Source organism: Pseudomonas sp. WPR_5_2, assembly GCF_003634475.1.
Classification (GTDB): domain Bacteria; phylum Pseudomonadota; class Gammaproteobacteria; order Pseudomonadales; family Pseudomonadaceae; genus Aquipseudomonas; species Aquipseudomonas izuensis.
The window spans coordinates 501,048-522,373 of the sequence record NZ_RBLA01000002.1 but is presented as its reverse complement, the minus strand read 5'-3'; the positions used below and the strand labels follow the sequence as shown (position 1 = coordinate 522,373).

At 60.9% G+C, this 21,326-nt stretch carries 20 protein-coding genes; 16 read left to right on the top strand and 4 right to left on the bottom strand.

Features of this window, described 5'->3' with window-relative positions; all coding sequences use genetic code 11:
* Positions 1-315 precede the first annotated feature (315 nt).
* The 4 genes from BJ917_RS11060 to BJ917_RS11045 all read left to right on the top strand — a co-directional run bounded on the left by BJ917_RS11060 (position 316) and on the right by BJ917_RS11045 (position 4,484).
* The gene (locus BJ917_RS11060) at positions 316-1,770 is read left to right on the top strand and encodes a sensor histidine kinase (RefSeq protein ID WP_305955479.1); all 1,455 of its coding nucleotides are present in this window, start codon (positions 316-318) and stop codon (positions 1,768-1,770) included.
* A 146-nt stretch (positions 1,771-1,916) separates the two neighbouring features.
* Positions 1,917-2,570, top strand: coding sequence for a response regulator transcription factor (locus BJ917_RS11055; protein WP_096510195.1), 654 nt, complete (start codon positions 1,917-1,919; stop codon positions 2,568-2,570).
* Between the two features lie 98 nt (positions 2,571-2,668).
* Positions 2,669-3,043, top strand: a complete 375-nt coding sequence (locus tag BJ917_RS11050; protein ID WP_096510194.1) for a response regulator transcription factor — start codon at positions 2,669-2,671, stop codon at positions 3,041-3,043.
* Positions 3,044-3,281: 238 nt separating this feature from the next.
* Entirely contained in the window at positions 3,282-4,484 is a 1,203-nt protein-coding gene (locus BJ917_RS11045; protein ID WP_121103361.1) for an NAD(P)/FAD-dependent oxidoreductase, read from the top strand.
* 76 nt (positions 4,485-4,560) lie between these two features.
* On the opposite strand, the gene BJ917_RS32010 is transcribed toward BJ917_RS11045, so the two are convergent.
* Positions 4,561-4,821 carry a hypothetical protein gene (locus tag BJ917_RS32010; RefSeq protein ID WP_172901562.1) on the bottom strand — a complete coding sequence of 87 codons (261 nt, stop codon included), beginning with the start codon at positions 4,819-4,821 and terminating at the stop codon, positions 4,561-4,563.
* Between BJ917_RS32010 and BJ917_RS11040 the strand changes: the two genes are divergently transcribed.
* Together BJ917_RS11040 and BJ917_RS11035 are read left to right on the top strand one after the other, a co-directional pair.
* Positions 4,811-6,184, top strand: a complete 1,374-nt coding sequence (locus BJ917_RS11040) for a sensor histidine kinase (RefSeq protein WP_256658540.1) — start codon at positions 4,811-4,813, stop codon at positions 6,182-6,184. The two genes, BJ917_RS32010 and BJ917_RS11040, sit on opposite strands and share 11 nt — an antisense overlap.
* Before the next feature lie 48 nt (positions 6,185-6,232).
* Positions 6,233-6,943 carry an AraC family transcriptional regulator gene (locus BJ917_RS11035; protein WP_305955478.1) on the top strand — a complete coding sequence of 237 codons (711 nt, stop codon included), beginning with the start codon at positions 6,233-6,235 and terminating at the stop codon, positions 6,941-6,943.
* Between the two features lie 163 nt (positions 6,944-7,106).
* Here BJ917_RS11035 and BJ917_RS11030 read toward each other — a convergent pair whose 3' ends face one another.
* The gene (locus tag BJ917_RS11030; RefSeq protein WP_121103358.1) at positions 7,107-8,540 is read right to left on the bottom strand and encodes a mechanosensitive ion channel family protein; all 1,434 of its coding nucleotides are present in this window, start codon (positions 8,538-8,540) and stop codon (positions 7,107-7,109) included.
* A gap of 363 nt (positions 8,541-8,903) precedes the next feature.
* On the opposite strand from BJ917_RS11030, the gene BJ917_RS11025 reads away from it, so the two are divergent.
* The 3 genes from BJ917_RS11025 to BJ917_RS11015 all read left to right on the top strand — a co-directional run bounded on the left by BJ917_RS11025 (position 8,904) and on the right by BJ917_RS11015 (position 11,638).
* The gene (locus BJ917_RS11025) at positions 8,904-9,434 is read left to right on the top strand and encodes a hypothetical protein (RefSeq protein WP_121103357.1); all 531 of its coding nucleotides are present in this window, start codon (positions 8,904-8,906) and stop codon (positions 9,432-9,434) included.
* 193 nt (positions 9,435-9,627) lie between these two features.
* Positions 9,628-10,008: a response regulator transcription factor gene (locus BJ917_RS11020; protein WP_096510188.1), complete on the top strand. Its 381-nt coding sequence runs from the start codon at positions 9,628-9,630 to the stop codon at positions 10,006-10,008.
* Positions 10,009-10,195: 187 nt separating this feature from the next.
* On the top strand, positions 10,196-11,638 hold the full coding sequence (locus BJ917_RS11015) for a catalase (protein ID WP_121103356.1): 1,443 nt from the start codon (positions 10,196-10,198) through the stop codon (positions 11,636-11,638).
* Positions 11,639-11,784: 146 nt separating this feature from the next.
* Here BJ917_RS11015 and BJ917_RS11010 read toward each other — a convergent pair whose 3' ends face one another.
* Positions 11,785-12,234 carry a helix-turn-helix domain-containing protein gene (locus BJ917_RS11010; protein ID WP_096510187.1) on the bottom strand — a complete coding sequence of 150 codons (450 nt, stop codon included), beginning with the start codon at positions 12,232-12,234 and terminating at the stop codon, positions 11,785-11,787.
* Between the two features lie 216 nt (positions 12,235-12,450).
* Between BJ917_RS11010 and BJ917_RS11005 the strand changes: the two genes are divergently transcribed.
* Positions 12,451-13,236, top strand: coding sequence for an SDR family oxidoreductase (locus BJ917_RS11005; RefSeq protein ID WP_096510186.1), 786 nt, complete (start codon positions 12,451-12,453; stop codon positions 13,234-13,236).
* Positions 13,237-13,357: 121 nt separating this feature from the next.
* On the opposite strand, the gene BJ917_RS11000 is transcribed toward BJ917_RS11005, so the two are convergent.
* The gene (locus tag BJ917_RS11000; protein ID WP_096510185.1) at positions 13,358-15,586 is read right to left on the bottom strand and encodes a TonB-dependent hemoglobin/transferrin/lactoferrin family receptor; all 2,229 of its coding nucleotides are present in this window, start codon (positions 15,584-15,586) and stop codon (positions 13,358-13,360) included.
* Between the two features lie 238 nt (positions 15,587-15,824).
* Between BJ917_RS11000 and BJ917_RS10995 the strand changes: the two genes are divergently transcribed.
* The 6 genes from BJ917_RS10995 to BJ917_RS10970 are packed head-to-tail and all read left to right on the top strand — an operon-like array spanning position 15,825 to position 21,325.
* Positions 15,825-16,589, top strand: a complete 765-nt coding sequence (locus BJ917_RS10995) for an energy transducer TonB (RefSeq protein WP_121103355.1) — start codon at positions 15,825-15,827, stop codon at positions 16,587-16,589.
* Positions 16,590-16,605: 16 nt separating this feature from the next.
* Positions 16,606-17,676, top strand: coding sequence for a hemin-degrading factor (locus BJ917_RS10990; RefSeq protein WP_121103354.1), 1,071 nt, complete (start codon positions 16,606-16,608; stop codon positions 17,674-17,676).
* 12 nt (positions 17,677-17,688) lie between these two features.
* The gene (locus BJ917_RS10985) at positions 17,689-18,582 is read left to right on the top strand and encodes a hemin ABC transporter substrate-binding protein (protein ID WP_121103353.1); all 894 of its coding nucleotides are present in this window, start codon (positions 17,689-17,691) and stop codon (positions 18,580-18,582) included.
* A gap of 50 nt (positions 18,583-18,632) precedes the next feature.
* Complete coding sequence (locus tag BJ917_RS10980; protein WP_172901665.1) at positions 18,633-19,616, top strand: iron ABC transporter permease; 984 nt, start codon at positions 18,633-18,635, stop codon at positions 19,614-19,616.
* Positions 19,616-20,383 (top strand): heme ABC transporter ATP-binding protein, encoded by a 768-nt coding sequence (locus BJ917_RS10975; protein ID WP_096510180.1) that lies wholly within the window; start codon positions 19,616-19,618, stop codon positions 20,381-20,383. The genes BJ917_RS10980 and BJ917_RS10975 overlap by 1 nt, the downstream gene beginning before the upstream one ends.
* Positions 20,384-20,440: 57 nt before the next feature.
* On the top strand, positions 20,441-21,325 hold the full coding sequence (locus tag BJ917_RS10970; RefSeq protein WP_096510179.1) for a ChaN family lipoprotein: 885 nt from the start codon (positions 20,441-20,443) through the stop codon (positions 21,323-21,325).
* Position 21,326 lies beyond the last annotated feature (1 nt).

Sequence of the window (21,326 nt, the reverse complement as noted above, 5' to 3'; positions counted from 1 at the left end):
GTTAGGTGCGCATGGTGATACCTGGGTATAGCGACGGAGCAAAAAAGCCAATGCAATAAATGACTTGCGCATGCTTTCGAGCGCTTGACCGAGTCAGGGGAGTGGCAGGTTTTTCGGGTTTTTTGTCCTAACCGAATGAGAACCGTAGCTCCTAGCATAGCGATGCGATTCTCCGCCCAGCCCGAACAAAAAGACGAGGCGCGCATGATCGATTCGAAAACAGACAAGCCTGCCAATACACGCAGCGCGCATACATTTTTGAAAGGTAGCTTGAGCAAGATGCTGTTCAATTCAGGCCAAAGGACGACTCGCCCCTTGATCGCAACCAGCCTCAAGCCGTTTGAAAACCTGCTGGTCTGGCTGATGGGGCTGATCGTGGCCTGCGGGATCATCGTCAATACCGAAACCCGCACCGACCTCCCCGTCGCAACGCTGTGCATTGCGGTGCTGTTGATGGCGATCAACCTGGTTTCGGTCAGCACGGTGATCGTGGTCGCCCTGTTCTGCATGCTGCTGTTGACGACCGTATTTTTCTACCACGGCGGGTTTGACCGCTGGGAATCGACGGAGGACTTTTTCCGTGGCCTGACGTTGCTGGCAGCGATGACGTTGCTGGCGTTGCGCTGCAAAAAAATCTGCGATGGCCTGCACCAAAAAGTCGTTTATTTTTCCGGCTCCCAGCAACTGAGCCAGACAGGCTGCATGAGCTTTCGCAGTGGTCGTGAACGACTCTCCTGGTCGGACCAGTCGGCACGGATCTTCGAGTATCCGGTAGATGTCATGCCAACGCTGTCGATAATCCTGGCGCGAACCCATCCAGCCGACATCATGCTGGTGCAGGCCGGTTTCGATAAGGCTGCGCGCCATGAGCCGCTGATCGAAATCAAACATCGCCTGTTGATGCCCGATGGCCGCATCAAGCATGTGCACCTGACCGCCACCCCCCTCTACACCCACCTCGGATACGTTGACTACCTGGGCGCGTTACGCGACGTGACCGCCAGCAAACAGGCCGAAGAAGCGCTGTGCCGGGCCCAGACCCAATTGGCCCATGTCTCCCGCGTCACGTCCCTGGGTGAACTGGCGGCGTCCATCGCCCATGAAGTCAATCAGCCGCTGGCGGCGATCACCAGCAGTGGCGAAGCCTGCCGCAATTGGCTGAGCCGCCCGGTGCCCGAACTGATCGAAGCTCGCCAGTCACTCGACCGAATCATTGTCAATTCCCATCGCGCCAGCGAGATCACGCGCCGCGTCCGGGCCTTGTCGCGCAAGTGTGACCCGCTGCGCCAGAACGAGTCGCTCAACGAGATTGTCAACGAAACCCTGACCCTGGTCCGCTATGAACTGGCCCATCACAAGATCAATCCAATTATCGAGCTGACCGCATTCGGCGGCCAGGTCAGTGCCGATCGCGTGCAACTGCAGCAAGTGATCATCAATCTGATCATCAATGCGTGCCAGGCCATGGACGCGGTGGACCCGTGCGAGCGTTCCCTGAGCGTTCGTACCTGGGTCAAGGACAACGAAGCCGTGCTGGAAGTGACTGATCATGGCCCGGGTATTCCCGCCGAGATCCTGCCGCAGCTGTTCATGCCTTTCTTCACCACCAAGGAAAACGGTCTGGGCATGGGGCTGTCCATTTGCCGTTCGATCATCGATTTCCATGAAGGACGGATCTGGGCCACCAGTACCATCGGCCAGGGCAGCTCGTTTCTGTTTGCCCTGCCGATACGGGTCGTCAACGATTCGGGCTACGCCGCAGCCATTTAATACAAAGGTATGACGCAGGCATGCCAAGGTATTGATCGGCTACCCGCAGGTAGGAGTGTCGCAAGCCCCGCACGCACTTAATGTAGCGCCCTTCGCAAGGAACACAGCGCAGGACGGTTGCATGTCCAACCCCTTGGGAACAAGCAATGAACGAACAACATCCCCTCCATAAAACCACCTTAAGCGAATCCATGGTTTTCATCGTTGACGACGATGCGCCGCTGCGCGAATCCCTCGGCAGTCTGTTGCGCTCCATCGGCTTGCGGGTCGAGTTGTTCGGCTCGGTCGCCGAGTTCATGAAATACACACGCCCGGACACCGCCAGTTGCCTGGTACTGGATGTACGACTGCAAGGCAGCAGTGGGCTGGACTTTCAAAACGAATTGGCCGCCGCCGGCATCAACGTGCCCATCGTGTTCATTACCGGGCACGGTGACATCGCCATGACCGTGCGGGCGATGAAAGCCGGCGCGGTGGACTTTCTGACCAAGCCCTTCCGCGAACAGGACCTGATCGATGCGGTGTGCGCCGCCCACACCCGTGACAAACAGCGCCGTGAATCCGAACACTACGCCGACCAGTTGCGTACGCGCCACCAGACCCTGACGGCCCGGGAACAAACGGTGATGGCACTGGCGGCCTCTGGCTTGATGAACAAGCAAATTGCCGGGGAAATCGGCCTGAGCGAAATCACCGTGAAGATTCATCGCGGCCAGGCCATGCGCAAAATGGGTGCTCGTTCATTTGCCGATCTGGTACGCATGGCGGAGGTGATCTCGGCTCAGCCGGCTATCAGGTGACTATACCCACGTATACTGGGCATCCATTCAGGACGGCGTATCTTGCAGGGATGGCGGACAGCCTCTAAGTGCTTTCCGCTACCAGGCAGGACACAACTATGCGCAATAAGGCAATGATTGCCGTCGTCGATAATGATGAATCCGTCAGGATGGCACTGGACAGTTTATTGCGCTCCAGCGGATATACGGTGCGAACTTATGCAAGCGCCCACGAGTTCCTCTTTTCCGATGGGCCTGGCGTGACGTCCTGCCTGATCTCCGATATACAAATGCCGGAAATGGACGGCATTGAAATGTATGAAGAACTGTCGGCCAGAGGCATTCATGTTCCGGTGATCTTCATGACCGGAAACCCCGACGCACAGCGTCATCCCGACGCCAACACCTTGAAGCCAGTCGCTTTTTTCCCCAAACCCTTCGCAACCGAAAAGTTGCTCGACTGTATCGAAACAGTCCTCGATCCGCACAACTAATCTCTGCTCACAGCGTGCAACTAACACCTTGGTATAGCCCGATAACACTTAGTCATACTGCCAATGACCCAATGTAGCAGTGCCAGGAACAAGGCCCTCGAATAACATCTGTTTCAGATCAAGCCGAACCCTCTCTATTTAGCGTTGTACAGGCACATCGCAACAAAGAGCCATAGCGGTCGCGCTGACTGCGAAACATCTTTTTCACGCCCTCGATTGTTCTTCAGGAGCTATAACAATGAAACAACAGATTTTGATTATTGGTGCAGGGTTCGGTGGGGTCTGGAGTGCGTTGAGCGCTGCTCGCCTGCTGGACATGCATGATCGCAATGACGTCGAGATCACCGTTTTGGCTCCACAAGCCGAATTGCGCATTCGTCCGCGCTTCTACGAGCCTAACGTGCACAACATGAAGGCGCCATTGAACGACTTGTTCGACGCCGTGGGCGTGAAATTCGTCCAGGGTTCGGCCGAGGTGATCGACGAGAAAAACAAACAGGTCAGCTACACCAAGGTCTCTGGTGCTCAAGGCCAGCTGAGCTACGACCGCCTGGTGCTGGCCGCCGGCAGTCGCTTGATGCGTCCACCGGTCGAGGGCATGCTCGAGCACGCGTTCGATGTCGACGAGATCGAATCCGCCACGCGCCTGGAAGCCCACATCAACGGGTTGAAAGACTTGCCTGCCAGCGCGGCCCGCAACACCGTAGTGGTGGCCGGTGGTGGTTTCACCGGTATCGAAACCGCGACCGAAATGCCGGCGCGCCTGCGTGCCGTGCTGGGTGAGAACGCCGACATCCGCGTGATTGTGGTCGACCTCGCCCCGCAAATCGCCGCGTCCTTGGGCGATGGAATTCGTCCATCGATTATCGAAGCGTCGGAGCACCTGGGCATCGAGTGGATTGTCGGTACCAGCGTCGCCTCGGTCGATGCCGGTGGCGTCACCCTCGCCAATGGCCAGCGCATCGAGTCCAGCACCGTGATCTGGACCGTCGGTTTCCGCGCCAGCCCGTTGACCGAGCAAGTGCAAGGTACCCGTGATCGTCAGGGTCGCCTGCATGTCGACCAGAACCTGAAGGTGCGCGGTCACGCCGACGTGTATGCCACCGGCGACGTGGCCTATGCCGCGACGGATGAGCTGGGCAACTTCGCGGCGATGTCCTGCCAGCATGCGATTTGCCTGGGCCGTCATGCCGGCAACAACGTCGTCGCCGAGCTGCTGGGCGTGGAACCGATTGCCTACAGCCAGCCCAAGTACGTCACCTGCCTGGACCTGGGCAGCTGGGGCGCGGTGTTCACCGAGGGCTGGGATCGCCAGGTCAAACTGGTCAAGCACGAAGCCAAGGAACTCAAGACCCAGATCAACACGGTATGGATCTATCCGCCGGCGGCTGATCGTGCCGCTGCCCTGGCCGCGGCCGACCCGCTGATCCCGGTGGCCTGATCCGTCGGGGTTGCCGGGCCCCCATCCGGCAGCCCCTTTTGCAGTGACCTGTCCGGACTTGGCAGTTGATCTGCAGTCAACGCCTGTATCCCGACCAGCCCTCTCCTTGCTGGACCGGGACATTTCCCAAGCGCCTGCCACTGGTTTTTTTGGCGGGCGTTTTTTCTTGCAGGAGCGCAAGTAAAACGTAATGAAGAGTTTGCCCGGCCTCTCGGGTGCGCCGTTCGATAGCAAATCTGGAAAAACAAATGTCTATCATCAAACGTTGCAAGCAACTTTTTTCATCAGACGCCATAGCCTGGCTGGCCGCCATCGCGGTGGGCAGCATGATCTTCATTACCAACTCCCTGCTTAACGTGGATGTCGCACCGACACTGCTCTACATCACCCTGGTGTTCATGTCGGCCAACATCTTTTCCGTCCCTGTTTTCCTTGCCGTGGCCTTCAGTTGCGTGGCCTTCCTGACCGCCAGCTTCATCCTCGACGAAGGCTATCGCGACCAGAAGCTGATCGCTGGATTCGTGCGCTGTGTGATCGCGCTGAGCGCCATCGCCCTGCTGGCGCTGAGAAGCAAACGGGCGAACGACAGCTTGCGTCGCAAAGAGGCGTTTTTTGTAGGTGCACAAAAACTCAGCCGCACCGGCAGCATTGGTCTGATTGTCGATGATTACAGCGTGTCGTGGTCGCAAGAGTCTGCACGCATCCTGGAGTACCCACTGGATGTCACACCGTCGCTGGACCTGGTCAGGGCGCGCACCCCTGCGGATGATTGGCCGATTGTCGAAAGTGTTTTCGAAAAGGCCGCGCTTCGGGAAAAACTGATCGAAGTGGAACATCGGCTGGTGATGCCGGACGGTCGAATCAAGCACGTACGGTTGATTGCCAATCCGTTGTTCAACCCTCACGGGCGCATCGAGTATGTCGGCGCCTTGATGGACGTGACCGCCGCCAGGCAGGCCGAAGAAGCGCTGTTTCATTCCCAGGCAAAACTGGCGCACGTCACGCGGGTGACCTCCATGGGTGAACTCGCCGCCTCCATCGCCCATGAAATCAATCAACCGCTGGCCGCCGTGATCACCAGTGGTGAATCCTGCAAACGCTGGATCAATCGCGCGGAACCGAATCTTGAAGAAGCACGCCGCTCACTGGACCGGATCATTCAAAACTCTTGCCGGGCCTCCGAAGTCATCGCGTGCATCAGGGCGTTGTCGCGCCAGAGTGACGTGCAGCGCAGGACCGAAGTGTTCGATGACATCGTCAGTGACTCATTGACCCTCATGCAACATGACACCTCCAACCATCAGGTGCGCCCTTACCTGCAACTGCGCGCTCCCGGTGCCCAGGTCAAAGTCGACCGGATTCAGCTGCAGCAAGTGATCATCAACCTGATCGTCAATGCCTGCCAGGCCATGACCAACGTGCACGACCGGCCACGAACCCTGCGGATTCTCACCTCGGTGCAGGACAACGAGGCGGTGCTCGAAGTCGCCGATGCCGGCACCGGCATTGCCGAAGACATTCTGGCGTCGCTGTTCGATCCGTTCTTCACGACCAAGCCAAACGGCCTGGGCATGGGACTGGCGATCTGCCGCTCCATCATTGAATTCCATGGCGGACGCATCTGGGTCAGCAGCACGGTGGGGGTCGGCACCCAGTTCCTGTTTGCGATTCCGCTGACCACCCTGGAACACGATGAATAACCCTCCCCCACACCTGACGACGCCATGCGGCGACCTGGAGTACCAGCAGTGTCTATCGATGAGATGAGCTACACCCCTGAACGCGCCAACGCCGAGCAGGCACCACCGCGCACCATCGTGTTCGTGGCCTACCCGCATATAGGCTTGCTGGACCTGACCGCTGCCCAGACTGTTTTTTTTGCGGCGAACCATGGCCTGGTCGAATGCGGTTTGCCGGGTTACACCCTGCACACGGCCAGCATGGAAGGTGGACCGGTCCCGACGGCCGAGGGCCTGGTGGTGGAGACCCGGCGCCTGAGTGAATTTATCGACAGCCCGATCGACTCAGTGATCGTCCCGGGCTCCCCGCAGATCCGCCAGGTCATGGCCGACAACCCAGCGCTGGTGGACTGGTTGCGCGTCACCTCAACCACAGCCAGACGCATGGCGTCAGTGTGCAGCGGTACATTCCTGCTGGCACAGGCCGGCTTGCTCGACGGCCTGCGCGTAGCAACCCACTGGGTGATGGCCGATGTGTTCGAGCGCCTGTTCCCGCAGGTCGAACTCGATCGCGAGGCGATTTTCGTGCAGCAACAGTCGGTGTGGACCTCGGCGGGCATCAGTGCCGGGATCGATCTGGCCCTGGCGCTGGTCGAGGCCGATTGCGGGCGTGAAATGGCGATGCAGGTCGCCCGGCGCATGGTGGTGTATTACCGCCGCCCGGACAATCAGGACCAATGGAGCCCGCTGTTGCAATCCCAATGCCCGGCCGGTGCCTGACCGCAAACGATGATGACCTGTGGCAAGGAAGCTTACCTGTGGGAGCGAGCCTGCTCGCGAAAGCTTCATCCGCCGCACCACACTAAATCGAGGTGACTTCTTCGCGAGCAGGCTCGCTCCCACAGGTAAGCTCCCTGGGCACGGGGGGGGTCGGTGAAAGGCATCACCGGCGTTGCATCAACCACTGCAACAAGCCGCTTTTCTTGATCTCGACAGGCTTTTGCATGACCACGGTCTCGCGGATTTCCTGGCGCTGGTCCTGCAAGTTGCTCAGGGCGCTTTTCAGCTCGCCAAGGTGTTCGAGCTGGTTGCCGAACAAGGTTTTTTCGATGCGGAACAACCGGCCGCTGGTGATGCTGCGGAACTCGCCCCGGGAGGGTTTATCGGCAAGAATCCCCTCCTCACCCAAGACTTCTCCCGGCCCCATGCGCCCCGCTTCGATAAGCTTTTCGCCGTCGTGAATCGATACCGATACCACCCCGGTGCTGAGGATCATCAGGCAATCGGCAACTTCACCGAACGCCAGGATTACCTCGTCGGCCTGATAGTCCACCGGGGTCATTTCGTCGGCGAGGCTGTCACGTTCATCGTTGCTCAGCGAGCGGAAGATCCGCACATCCTCCAACAGCCGGCGTTGACGGTTCCAGCGCTGCTCTTCCTGGCCATGGCCCCAAATGACGCCCGCCGCTTCGAGGTGACGATGGGCGAGGTCGAACATCAGGTTGCTCACTTCGTTCCTGTTCTTGGCCGACGCGATGAACCCCTTCAGTTCGTACTCGGTGTAATCCAGGTGGGAGCTTTTGACCGAGACTTTGGCCGAGCGGGACTGCAACAGCGCCCGGGTCCCGCGCAAGGTTTTTTCCAGGGCATCGATGGCCCGGCGCGGGCGCACGCTGCTGGGCACGGCAATGGTCACACTGATGCCGTTGACATCGCCGGGCCGGCTGAAATTGATGATCCGCGCTTTCGCCGCCACCGAGTTGGGCACTACGGCGATGCCGCCCATGTCGGTCATCAGGTGGGTCGAGCGCCAGTCGATTTCGACCACCTTGCCCGAGGTGCCATCGATGGAAATGCAGTCATTGAGTTGGTAAGGCTTGGTGGTGTTGAGCACGATCCCGGAAAACACATCGCTCAGGGTGCTTTGCAGGGCCAGGCCGACAATGATCGCCATTGCCCCGGATGTCGCCAGCAAGCCTTTGACCGGCAACTGCAGGACGTATGCCGCGGCACCGACGATGGCGATCAGGAAAATCAATGCGCCGATCAGATCGTAGAGCAAGCGTGCGCTGTGCCCGGCCCGGGAGATCAGGCCATAGCCGAGGATGATGGTCACGGTCCGGGCCGCGAACAGCCACCAGCCGATGCCCAGCACCGTGCCCATCAGGTTGAGGATGGCATCCTCCGGCCACAGTGGCGGTTGTAACGGGCTGATGCCGGCCGCGGTCATGACCCAGCTGAACGCCACGAAAATGCCGATGCGCACGCACAACCGCAGGTTGTGCCGCGCCCCCCCGATCAATTGCCAGGACGCCAGGTCGATGAGGATCAGGATGACACCGCAGATCAACGGATGAGCCTGCAGGAAGGTGAACATGAATGATTTCTCCACAACCTTGCAGGCGGATGCCCTTCTTCAAACAGGAACCCGCCTGCGATCGCCGTCAGTGAACAGAGTAGCGTTGATGGGAGAAAAGCCGCGAAGACCGTCGCAACGGGCCGTCGAAAAAACAGGCAGCCAGCCTTGTGAATTCAATCGTCCCCGCACTGTAAGCTGCCCGCTGGCATCAGGCACTCCTACCTCAGTGCTAACCGTCTATACCCGGGTATAACGGACATAGCCCCATGTGCTAGGCCGCCGTCTTGAGGTAGGAGTGTTATCGGGCGCGCGTCGACTTAATCTGGCCACATCGAATGGATCAATTCATCGCGCCGATGCGCTGGCTAGGGGACGGTTGTCATGAACGCATTGCAAAAGCTGTACATCGTCAGTCACCCGCTGCGCATCAGTCGCTATGGCGCGCATACGTCCTTGTCCTGCGCCGAGCGTGTGGAGATCATCGATGTACTCAATGACCTCCTGGGCACCGTGCTGAGCCTCCTCGCGCAGCTCAAACGGGGTCAGCAGAAGCTGCATAACGTCAGCTTCCTGCCGATCCAACAACTGTTTCATCGCCTGGTGCGCGCTAATACCGGCTATGCCGACTTCCTGAGCACGGCCATCACCGACCTGGGTGGTTACGCCGACACCGCGACGCTTTATCACCTCAATGACACCGGCGAGTGGACGTGTTTTGCCGATTGCCTGACCGGCATTGATAGGGGCACACGCCGACTGCGGGCCGCCGACGCCTTGCTGCGTGATTACCGTGACTGCGCCGTCGCCAACAAGGACAACGCCAGCAAACGCTTCTTTGGAGAATGCGTCCGGCACAACGCGCATTTCATCTTGTTGATCGAGGATAACCTGACCCAGGAGCCACCAGGATGAAACCTCTGGTTCAGGCCTTGCAAGAGAGTTCGGCAACTAATAAACATTCATTGATTCGCTTGTTGATATTGACAACCCATCTCAGCCACCGCGAAGAAACAACCAGACATACCCAAGTATACTATCCCGCATTATTGGAGCGCGTATCTTGCAAGTATGGCGGGCGCCACTCGCAATGACGCAAGGTCTTTACATGTTCAACACACCTATTATTTCAGTTGTTGATGATGACGAATGTATTCTTATCTCACTGGATAGCTTGTTGCGCTCTTACGGTTACACAGTAAAAACCTACAACAGTGCCTATGCCTTTCTTCAATCCAGCGGACCCGAGCAGACGGATTGCCTGATATCGGATATCCAGATGCCCGGCATGTGCGGCGTGAAAATGTACGAAGCCCTGGCCGCAAGAAACATCCACATCCCCACACTGTTCATCACCGGCAAGTCCGGCATGCCGCCGAAGTTCAGCGACAAGGTGCGACAGCCGGAGGGTTATTTCGCCAAACCTTTCAACACGAATGCGCTGTTGGCCTGTATTGAAGCGATCTTGAAACGCCGGGGTCAATGCTGATCCATCAACCCGTTTCTTCTTAATACGTTGGTTTAACCGCCTCAGACTCAAGCATGCACCCACTTACCGATCGCAGCGATGCGCCACGGTTCTTCAACAAATAATATCGTCCCTATCAGTGCTTGATTCCTTCAGGACTTTCACTCTTTCCGTGCAACTAAAAACTTTAACTTGAGTAAACCGTGCCATGCCGAAAAACAAACTGACTTCGATCAACGGCGCCCCCGTCGTCGACAACTTCAATACCCAGACCGCCGGTCCCCGCGGCCCTGCCTTGCTGCAAGATGTCTGGCTTCTGGAAAAACTCGCCCACTTCGACCGCGAAGTGATTCCCGAGCGGCGCATGCATGCCAAAGGCTCCGGCGCCTACGGCACCTTCACCGTGACGCACGATGTGACGCGCTACACCAAGGCCCGTCTGTTCTCGGAGGTGGGCAAGCAAACGCCGATTTTCACTCGCTTCTCCACCGTTGCCGGTGAACGCGGCGCGGCCGATGCCGAGCGCGATATCCGTGGTTTTGCCTTGAAGTTCTATACCGAACAAGGCAACTGGGACCTGGTGGGCAACAACACCCCGGTGTTTTTTTTCCGCGATCCATTGCGCTTTCCGGACCTCAACCATGCGGTCAAGCGTGATCCGCGCACCGGTATGCGCAACGCGCAAAGCAACTGGGATTTCTGGACGTCACTGCCCGAAGCCCTGCACCAGGTGACCATCGTCATGAGCCAGCGCGGCATTCCGCGCAGCTACCGGCACATGCACGGTTTCGGCAGCCACACCTTCAGCCTGATCAATGCCAGTAACGAGCGGCACTGGGTCAAGTTCACCTTCAAGTCCCAACAGGGCATTGAGAACCTGAGCGATGCACAGGCCCAGGACCTCATCGGCCGGGACCGGGAAAGTCATCATCGGGATCTGTTCGACAGCATTGAGGCCGGGGACTTTCCGCGCTGGACCTTCTACATCCAGGTCATGTCCGAAGAGCAGGCCCGGGATCATGCAGTCAATCCGTTCGACCTGACCAAGGTCTGGCCGCACCAGGACTACCCGCTGATCGAAGTGGGTTACTTCGAACTGAACCGCAACCCGCAAAACGTGTTTGCCGAAGTCGAACAAGCGGCGTTTTCCCCATCGAACGTGGTGCCGGGCATTGGCTTTTCACCGGACCGGATGCTGCAGGCGCGGCTGTTCGCCTACGGGGATGCCGCGCGTTACCGCCTGGGGATCAATCACCACCAGATTCCGGTCAACGCCGCCCGCTGCCCGGTGCACAGCTTCCACCGCGACGGTGCCATGCGCGTGGACGGCAACTACGGCGGCCAACTGGCGTACGTGCCCAACAGCGACAACGCCTGGGCCGATCAACCGGACTTCCGCGAGCCGCCGCTGAAGATCGCCGGCGCTGCCGGTCATTGGGATCATCGTGTGGACGAGGACCACTTCGAACAGCCGGGCAACCTCTTCCGCCTGATGTCGGAACCTGCGAAACAGGCATTGTTCGAAAACACGGCGCGTTCGCTCAGTGGCGTTTCCCAAGAGGTGCAGCAACGGCATATCGCCCACTGCACGATGGCCGATCCGTTCTATGGTGCGGGGGTTGCCAGGGCGTTGGCTGAGTTAGATCGGTAACACACTTAGTCTTCAGTGACCGCGATTTACTGTGGGAGCGAGCCTGCTCGCGAAGGCGGTGGAACAGGCAGCATCACTGTCGACTGACACTCCCTCTTCGCGAGCAAGCCCGCTCCAACAGTGGATCGCGGTGCGCATTTGAAATCTCAATGCGGCACACCCAGTCGGGTCGCCACTTCATCCGGTGCCAGGTGTCGTCCATCGGCGGCCACTGGTTCCAGCTTCTGGATGGGCTTGCGGTTTTTTGCGTCGACCATCACCGAACCCAGTTCGCCGGGTTCGTACATGAACTCGTTGCCCCACTGCGAAAGCGCAATCAGCACGGTCTGCAAGGCCCTACCCTTTTCGGTCAGCGCGTACTCCTTGTAGATGCTGCCGTCCGCCGCCGGGACCATTTCCATCACCCCCTGCGCCACCAATCCTTTGAGCCGCGTACTGAGGATGTTTTTCGCGACATCCAGGCTTTTCTGGAAATCGCTGAATCGCCGCGTTCCGGCGAGCGCATCACGGATGATCAACAGCGACCACCAATCGCCGATCAAATCCAGGGACCGGGCGACGGGGCAAGGATCACCCTGCAAGCTTTTGCGCTTCACGTAACGTACCTCCACTGGAAAATGGCCAGAACCGACGCCAACTGCGTCGCCTCGCAAGTGGTTGCATAATACAACCGCCGATGCTAATAATTACAGCCGTTGGTTTCATTATAAAACCACAAACCCGGTTCCACACATTGAAGCCGGTGCCAGACGCACCTTTGCACCGCCCTTGATGGTTGCATCATAAAACCTTTAATCACAGGAAAACTCACCATGAAACTGGCTGGAAAAACGGCATTCATCACCGGCGGCAACAGCGGCCTGGGCCTGGCGACCGCGAAGCTTTTCATCGCTGAAGGGGCAAAGGTGGCCATCACCGGCCGCAGTCAAAAAACCCTGGATGAAGCCAGGGAGGCGTTGGGACCGAACCTGTTGGCGATCCAGGCCGACCTGACCGACGTCAAGGAAATCGAGCGCGCCGTGGCTGAAGCGGTCGCCGCGTTTGGCAAACTGGACATCGTGTTCGCCAATGCGGGCATTGCTGAACTGACCCCGGTTGGCGGTACCACCCTGGAGGTGTTCCAGAGCATCATCCAGACCAACCTCACCGGCACGTTCTTCACCGTGCAAGCCGCAGAGCCGCACCTCAATCCCGGTGCCTCGATCATTTTGAACGGCTCGGTGCACGCCGACATGGGCTGGCCAGGCTACAGCGCTTACGCAGCGACCAAAGGCGCCGTGCGCTCGATGACTCGGGTCATGGCTTCGGAGTTTGCGCCTCGTGGCATCCGGGTCAATCAGATCACCCCCGGTGCTGCACGCACGCCGGTGTGGAACCCATTGGCCTCAAGTTCGGCGGCCATGGATGCACTGGAAGTGAAATTGCAGACCACCATTCCCCTCGGTCGCATCGGCGAAGCCGAAGAAGTGGCGACGGTGGCGTTGTTCCTCGCCTCCAGCGATTCCAGCAATGTGGTGGGCGCGGAGATCGTCGTTGATGGCGGTGCAACAGGTTCACCTCTGGGTGCACCGGCTCACCGAAAAAACTGGGCGTCTTGACTATCAAATGTAGGAGCGAGCCTGCTCGCGAAAAACGTCCAGACAACGCGTTCATCCTGACAGGGCGCGTTATCGTTGACGTCCATCGCGAGCAGGCTCGCTCCTACAGGATGCACACCGATCAGATTTCCCAGATCAGGTTCACGGCGGTGTAACGCCCAGGTTGAGTCAGGCGGCCGAGGCCGGCGGCGTTTTCATCGCGGCCCTGGACGTCGCCCCAGTTCCAGTACTTTTGATCGGTCAGATTGAACAGCCCGGCATTGATCGAGACTTGCTCGGTCACTTGCCACCAGGCATTGAGGTCGAGCACGCCGTAGCCCGGGGTTTCGAACTGGCGGTTGATCAGCAGCTCGGCATCTTTGGTGTGGTCGACGCGGTCCTTGGCCTGCACCAGGGTCCAGGTCAACTGGCCGCCGTACACGCCACTCGGTGCATCGTAGCCCAGGCCCAATACGGCCTTGAGCGGATCGACGCTGTTCAGCGCCTCGCCGGTTTCTTCGTCCTTGCCACGGGCGTAGGCAATCGAGCCCAGGGCACGGGTGCCCGCCGGCATGAAAGCGTCGAGCTTGATGTCGCCCTTGGCTTCGGCGCCTCGGATGGTGACCTTGCCGATGTTGCGTGGCTGGAAGGTCAGCAGGCCAGTGCCGTTCGGGTCCGGCACGGTGTCGGTGTCGATGAAGTCCTTATACTTGTTGTAGAACAGCGCGATGCCGAAGCTGCCCAGGTCGTAGCGACCGCGCAGGCCGAATTCGTAGCTGTCGCTGGTTTCCGGTTTCAGGTCGGGGTTGCCGATCTGCTGGTAACCGAATTGCGGGTTGCTGAATTCGCCGAACATGTTGATCGCGCTTGGTGCGCGGAAACCGGCGGCGTATTGGCCGTACAGGCTTTCGTGTTCAGTCAGTTGATAGGTCACGCCGAGTTTCGGTGAGATGTGATCGTCAGTGATGCGCGACGGATCGGTTTCCGATGGCAGGCCGTTGAGGTACTCCTGGGTGACATGCGGCGTCTGGCGGTAGTAGTCGTAGCGCACGCCGGGCAACAGGGTCCAGCGGCCGATCTCGATGTTGTCCTGCACGAACAGCCCCAGGGAATCGCTGGTCGGGTCCGGGAAGTCGCTGACCGGGAAATTCTCCGTGGCCGGCACTGTTGCGCCGGTGTCCAGGCGCACTTCACTGCCCTTGCGCAGGTTGCTGGCGTCGATGCGTTTGACCTCGGCACCGTAGATCAGGTGGTGTCGGGTATCGGCGATGGCGAATTCCTTGTCGAGCTGAGTATTGAGGCTCCACAGGCGCTCATCGTATTGCGAGTCGCGGGTACGCACACGGTTCACACGGGAGACAGTCTGGCGCTGCTGCAAAGTCTTCTGGTTGTTGCCGCTTTCCTGATAGTTCAACTGCCATTGCAGTTTGTCGGCCAGCAGGCTGTCCAGGCTCAGGGTGTGCGCCAGGCTATAGCGGGTGCGGTCGATGCTGTCTTCAGAGCTGGAGCCGAGAATCGCCGGGCTGGTCGTGGTGGCGCGGGTGACGACGTCGCTCAGCAGGTTGCTATTGGCGTCGTCCTCGTAGCGCTCGTAGGTGAACTGCAAACGGTCGCCATCGGCGTAGTCCCAACCCAGTTTGGCCAGCAGGTTTTTGGTGGTGTAGTCGAGCGGGTTGGCGTCTTCGCGGGTAGCGCCGACACCACCAATACCGCCCCAGGTATCGGTGGACTGGCCATCGCGACGGCCCAGGTGCAACAGGCCGTCGACCGAACCTTCACGGGCGGCGAAGGTGGCGCTGCGCTGCCAGCTGTCATCGCTGCCGTCATAACCGGTCTTGAAACGGGCGTAGGTGTCGTCACCCTCCTCCAGGTAATCGCCGGCGTCCTTGGTCAGGTAGCTGACCGCACCGCCGATGGCGTCGCTGCCGTACAGCGAAGACGCCGGGCCGCGGATGATTTCCACCTGCTTGACGGTGTCGAGGTCGACGTAGTTGCTGCGCACGTCCTGGAACGGGCTGAAGAAGTTGCTCTGCGGCATGCGCACGCCATCGACCTGGGTCAGGACGCGATTGCCATTGATGCCGCGGATGGTTGCCCCGGTATTGCCAAAGCGGCTACCGGTGCCCTCCACCGAAACGCCCGGCTCATAACGCACCAGGTCCTTGAGGTCCTTGTCGTTGTGCTGATCGATTTCCCGTTCGTTGTGCACCGACACCGTGCTCGGCACTTGCAGCAAGGTCTGCTCGGTGCGGGTGGCGGTCACGCTGACGGTATCGAACTGGGTCACGGGTTCTGCAGCCAGGGCCAACGATGGCGACAGCAACAACAGGGACAACCAGGGACGTTTGGCGAATGGCGGGCGGATCGACATCTACTCACTCCTGATGTGCAGACAGCCGTCACTTGGCAAGACCCTTGGCAGGACCTTGTCAGCGGTTAGAGCTGTCCGGCATGTGTTTGATTTTTTAGGTAACGCAGCGTTCGAGACCTTTCTGGGAAGGCCTGGACCAAACGCTTGCTTGGCAGCGGGGGGCGAAGATAAACGAGCTTGACACGCAAATGCAAATTATTATCATGTGCGTTCTCATCAGGAATAAGTACGAACGTACATGAAGCACTTTTGGGGCTATCTGCTGCTGTCGATCGCGCTGCATCTGAGCGTGGGCTGGCTGTTGCGCGAGTTTCGGGCCGAGGCTGAACCGCTCGCCTGGCAGCCGCCGATGGCGATTCAAGTGGTGAATCTTGAACCGGTGGCGAAGGCCATCCCGGCTCCCGCTGTACGTTCCGAGCCGGTGCGTCAGCCGCTCACACTGCCAAAGGCGGATGCACCAGCGAAGGCAAATCCCATCCCCATCAAGCCGCTGCCAGTCAGTACCCAGCCTGCAATCGTCAAGGCGGCCACGCCAGCGAAGCCGCAACCCAAGACACCGCCGCCACCACGCGCCGAACCTCGTCCGGTTCAGCCTGCCAGCGCGCCGACTTCAACCGCGCAGAATGCAAACCCATCGGCCCCCACAGCCGCACCGACAAAAACGCCTCTCACCCTGCCCACGGCCATGGTCACCCCGGCTCCACCACTCACGCCCGTCGTCAGCCTGCGCCCCAGTTTCGTCACCCCGCCACCGGCACCGCGCTATCCGAACACCGCGCGCCGGCGCAATCAGCAAGGCATCGTGCGGGTCGAGGTACACCTGGATGAACGCGGTCGGCAGCTCAAACGTGTGCTGACCCGCTCCTCGGGTGTGGACAGCCTCGACCAGGCCGCGCTGGAAGCCGTTACCCAATGGCGTTTTCGCCCGGAAATTGTCGATGGCCGGGCCGTGCCCAGCCGCGTGGAAATACCCATAGAATTCGCCCTCACGGCGAACCGATGACCCTGAAGGAGTTCACATGACCGCTCAATCCAACGCCCTGTCCGCGACCCCGGCGCTGTACCAGAACTGGCAACAGCTGCGTGCCGAACAGTCGGGCCTGCGCGCCCGCGATGCCGCTGCCAAACTGGGCGTCAGCGAGGCCGAGCTGACCGCCAGCCGCCTGGGCACCGATGCCGTGCGCCTGCGCCCGGAGTGGGCAGCATTGCTGCCGGCACTCGGCGAGCTGGGCTACATCATGGCCCTGACCCGCAACGAGCATTGCGTGCACGAGCGCAAGGGTGTGTACGCCGACGTGACGGTGATGGGCAGCGGTCAGATGGGCATGGTGCTGTCGCCGGACATCGACCTGCGCCTGTTCCTCAGCGGCTGGGCCAGCGTGTTCGCCATTGACGAAACCACCGCCCGTGGCCCGCAACGCAGCATCCAGGTGTTCGACCGCCAGGGCGTGGCCGTGCACAAGGTGTACCTCACCGCTACCAGTAAAGAAGCCGCCTGGGCTCCGTTGATCGAGCGTTTCCGCGCCGAAGAACAAAGCACCGGGCTGGACCTGCAACCCCTGCCGCCAGCCAAGGCCCCACGCGCCGACACCGACGTGGACGTTACCGCCCTGCGCAGCGAATGGTCGCAGCTCCAGGACACCCACGATTTCTTCGCCCTGCTCAAGCGCAATGACGTGGCGCGCACCCAGGCCCTGCGCCTGGCCGGTCACGAATGGGCCGAACCCCTGGCCACCGTCGAGCTGACCAAGGTCATCGAAGCCGCCGGTCAGGGTGAAGTGCCGATCATGGTCTTCGTCGGCAACAAGCACTGCATCCAGATTCATTCCGGCCCCGTGAGCAACCTGCGCTGGATGGACACCTGGTTCAACGTACTTGATCCAAACTTCAACCTGCACCTCAAGACCACCGGCGTGACCGAACTGTGGCGTGTGCGCAAGCCGAGCGTCGATGGCATCATCACCAGCTACGAAGGTTTCGATGCCGACGGTGAACTGGTCATCCAGCTGTTCGGCGTGCGCAAGCCGGGCATCCCGGAGCGTGATGACTGGCGTGCCCTGGCTGAAACCGCCACCGTCCTGATCGACTAAGGAAGTCTTGCGATGCGAATCAAATCACTGCTGGCCTGCGCCGGCGTGCTCCTCAGCCAGATGGTGGTGGCCGATGCCCTGCCCCAACGCTGGGTCAGTGCCGGTGGCGCGTTCAGCGAATGGGTGGTTGCCCTGGGTGGCGAGAGCAAACTGGTGGGTGTCGACAGCACCAGCCAGTACCCGCGCTCGCTGCACAGCCTGCCGGGCATCGGCTACCAGCGTGCGCTGGCGGCCGAAGGCATTCTGGCGCTGAAGCCGGACATTCTGGTGGGCAGCGCGGAAATGGGCCCGCCACCGGTGCTGGCACAATTGAAGGCTGCCGGGGTGCGCATCGAGTTGTTGTCGGCCAAGGCCGATGTGCCGTCGTTGCAACACAACCTGACCGAACTCGGGCAGCTGCTTGGCAAACCTGATCAAGCGCAAGCTTTGATGGCCGGTTATCAGCAGCGTCTGGACAGTCAGGCCGCATGGGTCAAGCAGGTGCAGCAGCAAAACCCCGCGCCGCGGGTGTTGATGCTGCTCAGCCATTCCGGTGGCAATCTTCAGGCAGCCGGCAAGGACACGCTGGCCGCCTGGATGATCGCTCAGGCCGGCGGCCAGAACCTCACCGAACACAGCGGCTACAAGCCCGTGTCCAACGAGGCGATGCTGGCCCTCGACCCGCAGGTGATCATCTTCGCCGGTGGCCGTCTTGAAAGGGATGCCGCGCGGGCTGCCCTGCTTGAGCAGAATCCGATCCTCGCGCAGACCCGGGCCGGTCGTGAAGGCCGGGTACTGGTGATCGATCCGACGCTGCTGGTCGGTGGTCTTGGCCCGCGCATTCCCGATGCACTGGGCACACTGTCGAAGGCGTTCTACCCGTCCGCACAGATTGCCCAGCTCCAGAAAACCGAGAACAACCGATGACGGCCATCGTCCAGCCACGGTCCATGCTGATCACCCTGGGCCTGTTGCTGCTGCTGGTGTTCTGGCTGTCCCTGGCCCTGGGCCCGGTCAGCCTGCCACTGGGCGATACCTTGCTCGCCGGGTTGCGCCTGCTCGGGCTGCCGGTTGATGGCGGCGACACGCAACAGGCGGAGCTGATCCTCGGCCAAATCCGCTTGCCGCGCAGTTTGCTCGGCATCGCGGTCGGCTCGGTACTCGCGTTGTCCGGCGTGGCCATGCAAGGCTTGTTTCGCAACCCGTTGGCGGACCCGGGGCTGGTCGGGGTGTCCGGTGGCGCAGCGCTGGGCGCGGCCATCGCCATCGTCGGTGGCAGCCTCTTCGGCGGTTTGCCGCCGGCCATCGAACCCTACCTGTTGTCGCTGTGCGCCTTCGCCGGTGGCCTGATCGTCACGGCGGTGGTCTATCGCTTCGGCCGCAGCAATGGCCAGACCAACGTCGCCACCATGCTGCTGGCGGGCGTGGCGATGACCGCCATGGCCGGTGCCGGCGTTGGCCTGTTTACCTATCTGGCCGATGACGCCACGTTGCGTACCCTGACCTTCTGGAACCTGGGCAGCCTCAACGGCGCCAGCTACCCGCGCCTGTGGCCATTGCTGATCGTGGCGGTGGGCGTGGCGTTATGGTTGCCCCGTCGGGCCGCGGCGCTCAATGCGATGCTGCTGGGTGAATCCGAAGCGCGGCACCTGGGCTTCAATGTCGAGCGGATCAAGCTGGAACTGGTGCTGTGCACGGCGCTGGGTGTCGGAGCCGCCGTGGCGGCGGCGGGCCTGATCGGGTTTATCGGCCTGGTGGTACCGCACCTGATGCGGCTGCTGATCGGCCCGGATCATCGGGTGCTGTTGCCGGCATCGCTGCTCGCCGGAGCCAGCCTGTTGCTGATGGCCGACCTGGTCGCCCGCCTGCTGCTGGCGCCGGCCGAATTGCCGATCGGTATCGTCACCGCACTCATCGGTGCACCCTTCTTCCTTTATCTGCTGGTACGGGGGCGTTCCTGATGCTGCGGGCAAACAACTTGCTGGTCCGGCGCGGCAGTCGCACGGTGCTGGCGGGCATCGATATCGAGTTACGCCCAGGACAAGTCCTGGGCGTTCTGGGGCCAAACGGCGCCGGCAAAAGCACCCTGCTCGCCGCCTTGTGCGATGAGCTGCCGGCCAGCGAAGGCACGGTCAGCCTGGACGGGCGCAAGCTCGCCGACTGGCCGGGCCAGGAGCGGGCCAAACGCCTGGCGGTATTGCCCCAGAGTTCGAGCCTGAACTTCGCCTTCTCGGTCAACGAAGTGGTGGGCATGGGTCGCTTGCCCCATGCCAGCGGTCGTGTGCGCGATGCCGAAATCGTCGCCGAAGCGCTCGGCGCCGCCGACGCCCTGCACCTGGCCGGGCGCAGCTATCTGGCGTTGTCCGGTGGCGAACGCCAGCGGGTGCATCTGGCGCGGGTACTCGCCCAACTGTGGCCGGGCGCCGAGGGGCAGACGCTGCTGCTCGACGAGCCGACCTCGATGCTCGACCCGCTGCACCAGCACACTATCCTGCAAGCAGTGCGTGATTTTGCCGGACGCGGTGCGGCGGTGCTGGTGATCCTGCACGACCTGAACCTGGCGGCGCGTTACTGCGATCACCTGCTGTTGTTGCAGGACGGTCGCCCCCACGCCTACGGCACGCCGGACGACGTCCTGACCGCCGAAGCCCTGCAAGCGGTGTACGGGCTACAGGTGCTGATTCACCAGCACCCGGAACGCGGCCACCCGTTGATTATCGCGCGCTGATACCCGCCCTCTCCCGCCGTTGCGCGCGAGGGGGCCACTGTCTAATAAGGAACACCGATGCGCATTCTGCTGTTATGCCTGTTCAGCCTGCTGGCTGCCTGCCAGTCCCACGACGTTACGCCGCCCCCGGCAGCGATTGCGTCGCAAGGTCGGGATCATGCCGATCTCGGTATGATCCGCGAGCTCGCCACCGGGCGCACCCTGACACCGCAAGAACTGGTCGAGCGCCTGGCTGGCGCAACCCGGGTGCTGGTCGGCGAGCAACACGACAATCCCGATCACCATGCCCTGCAACTATGGCTGCTGCGCGAACTGGCCAGGCAACGCCCGCAAGGCAGTCTGCTGATGGAAATGCTCAACCCCGACCAACAAGCCAAGGTCGATGCGGCGCAGGCCGCCACCCGTGCCGGTCAACCACCGGCCGATCCGTACCAGGCGCTGTCCTGGCAAGCCAATTGGGATTGGGGCGTCTACGGCGCGCTGGTCACCTACGCCCTGCGCCAACCCTACCCGCTGCTGTCGGCCAACCTGGATCGGGCGCAGATCATGCAGATCTACAAACAGCGCCCGACGCTCACCGGCGAAGCGTCCACGACCCCACAGGTGCGCGCGACATTGCTGGAGGACATCCGAGAATCCCACTGCGGCTTGCTGCCCGAAACGCAAATGCCGGCGATGCTCGCCGTGCAACAGCAACGTGACCGACGCATGGCCGAGCGCCTGTTGGCGGCACCGACGCCGGCAGTGTTGTTGGCCGGGGCGTTTCATGTGCGCAAGGATTTGGGGGTGCCGTTGCACCTGAAAGACCTCGGGGCGGGCGAAGGAAATGCAGTGCTGGTGCTGGCCGAAGCCGGTAAGACAGTGAGCGCAGAAAGCGCGGATTACGTGTGGTACACGGCGGCGCAGCCGGAGCAGGATCACTGCGCCAAATTGCGACGTTAGA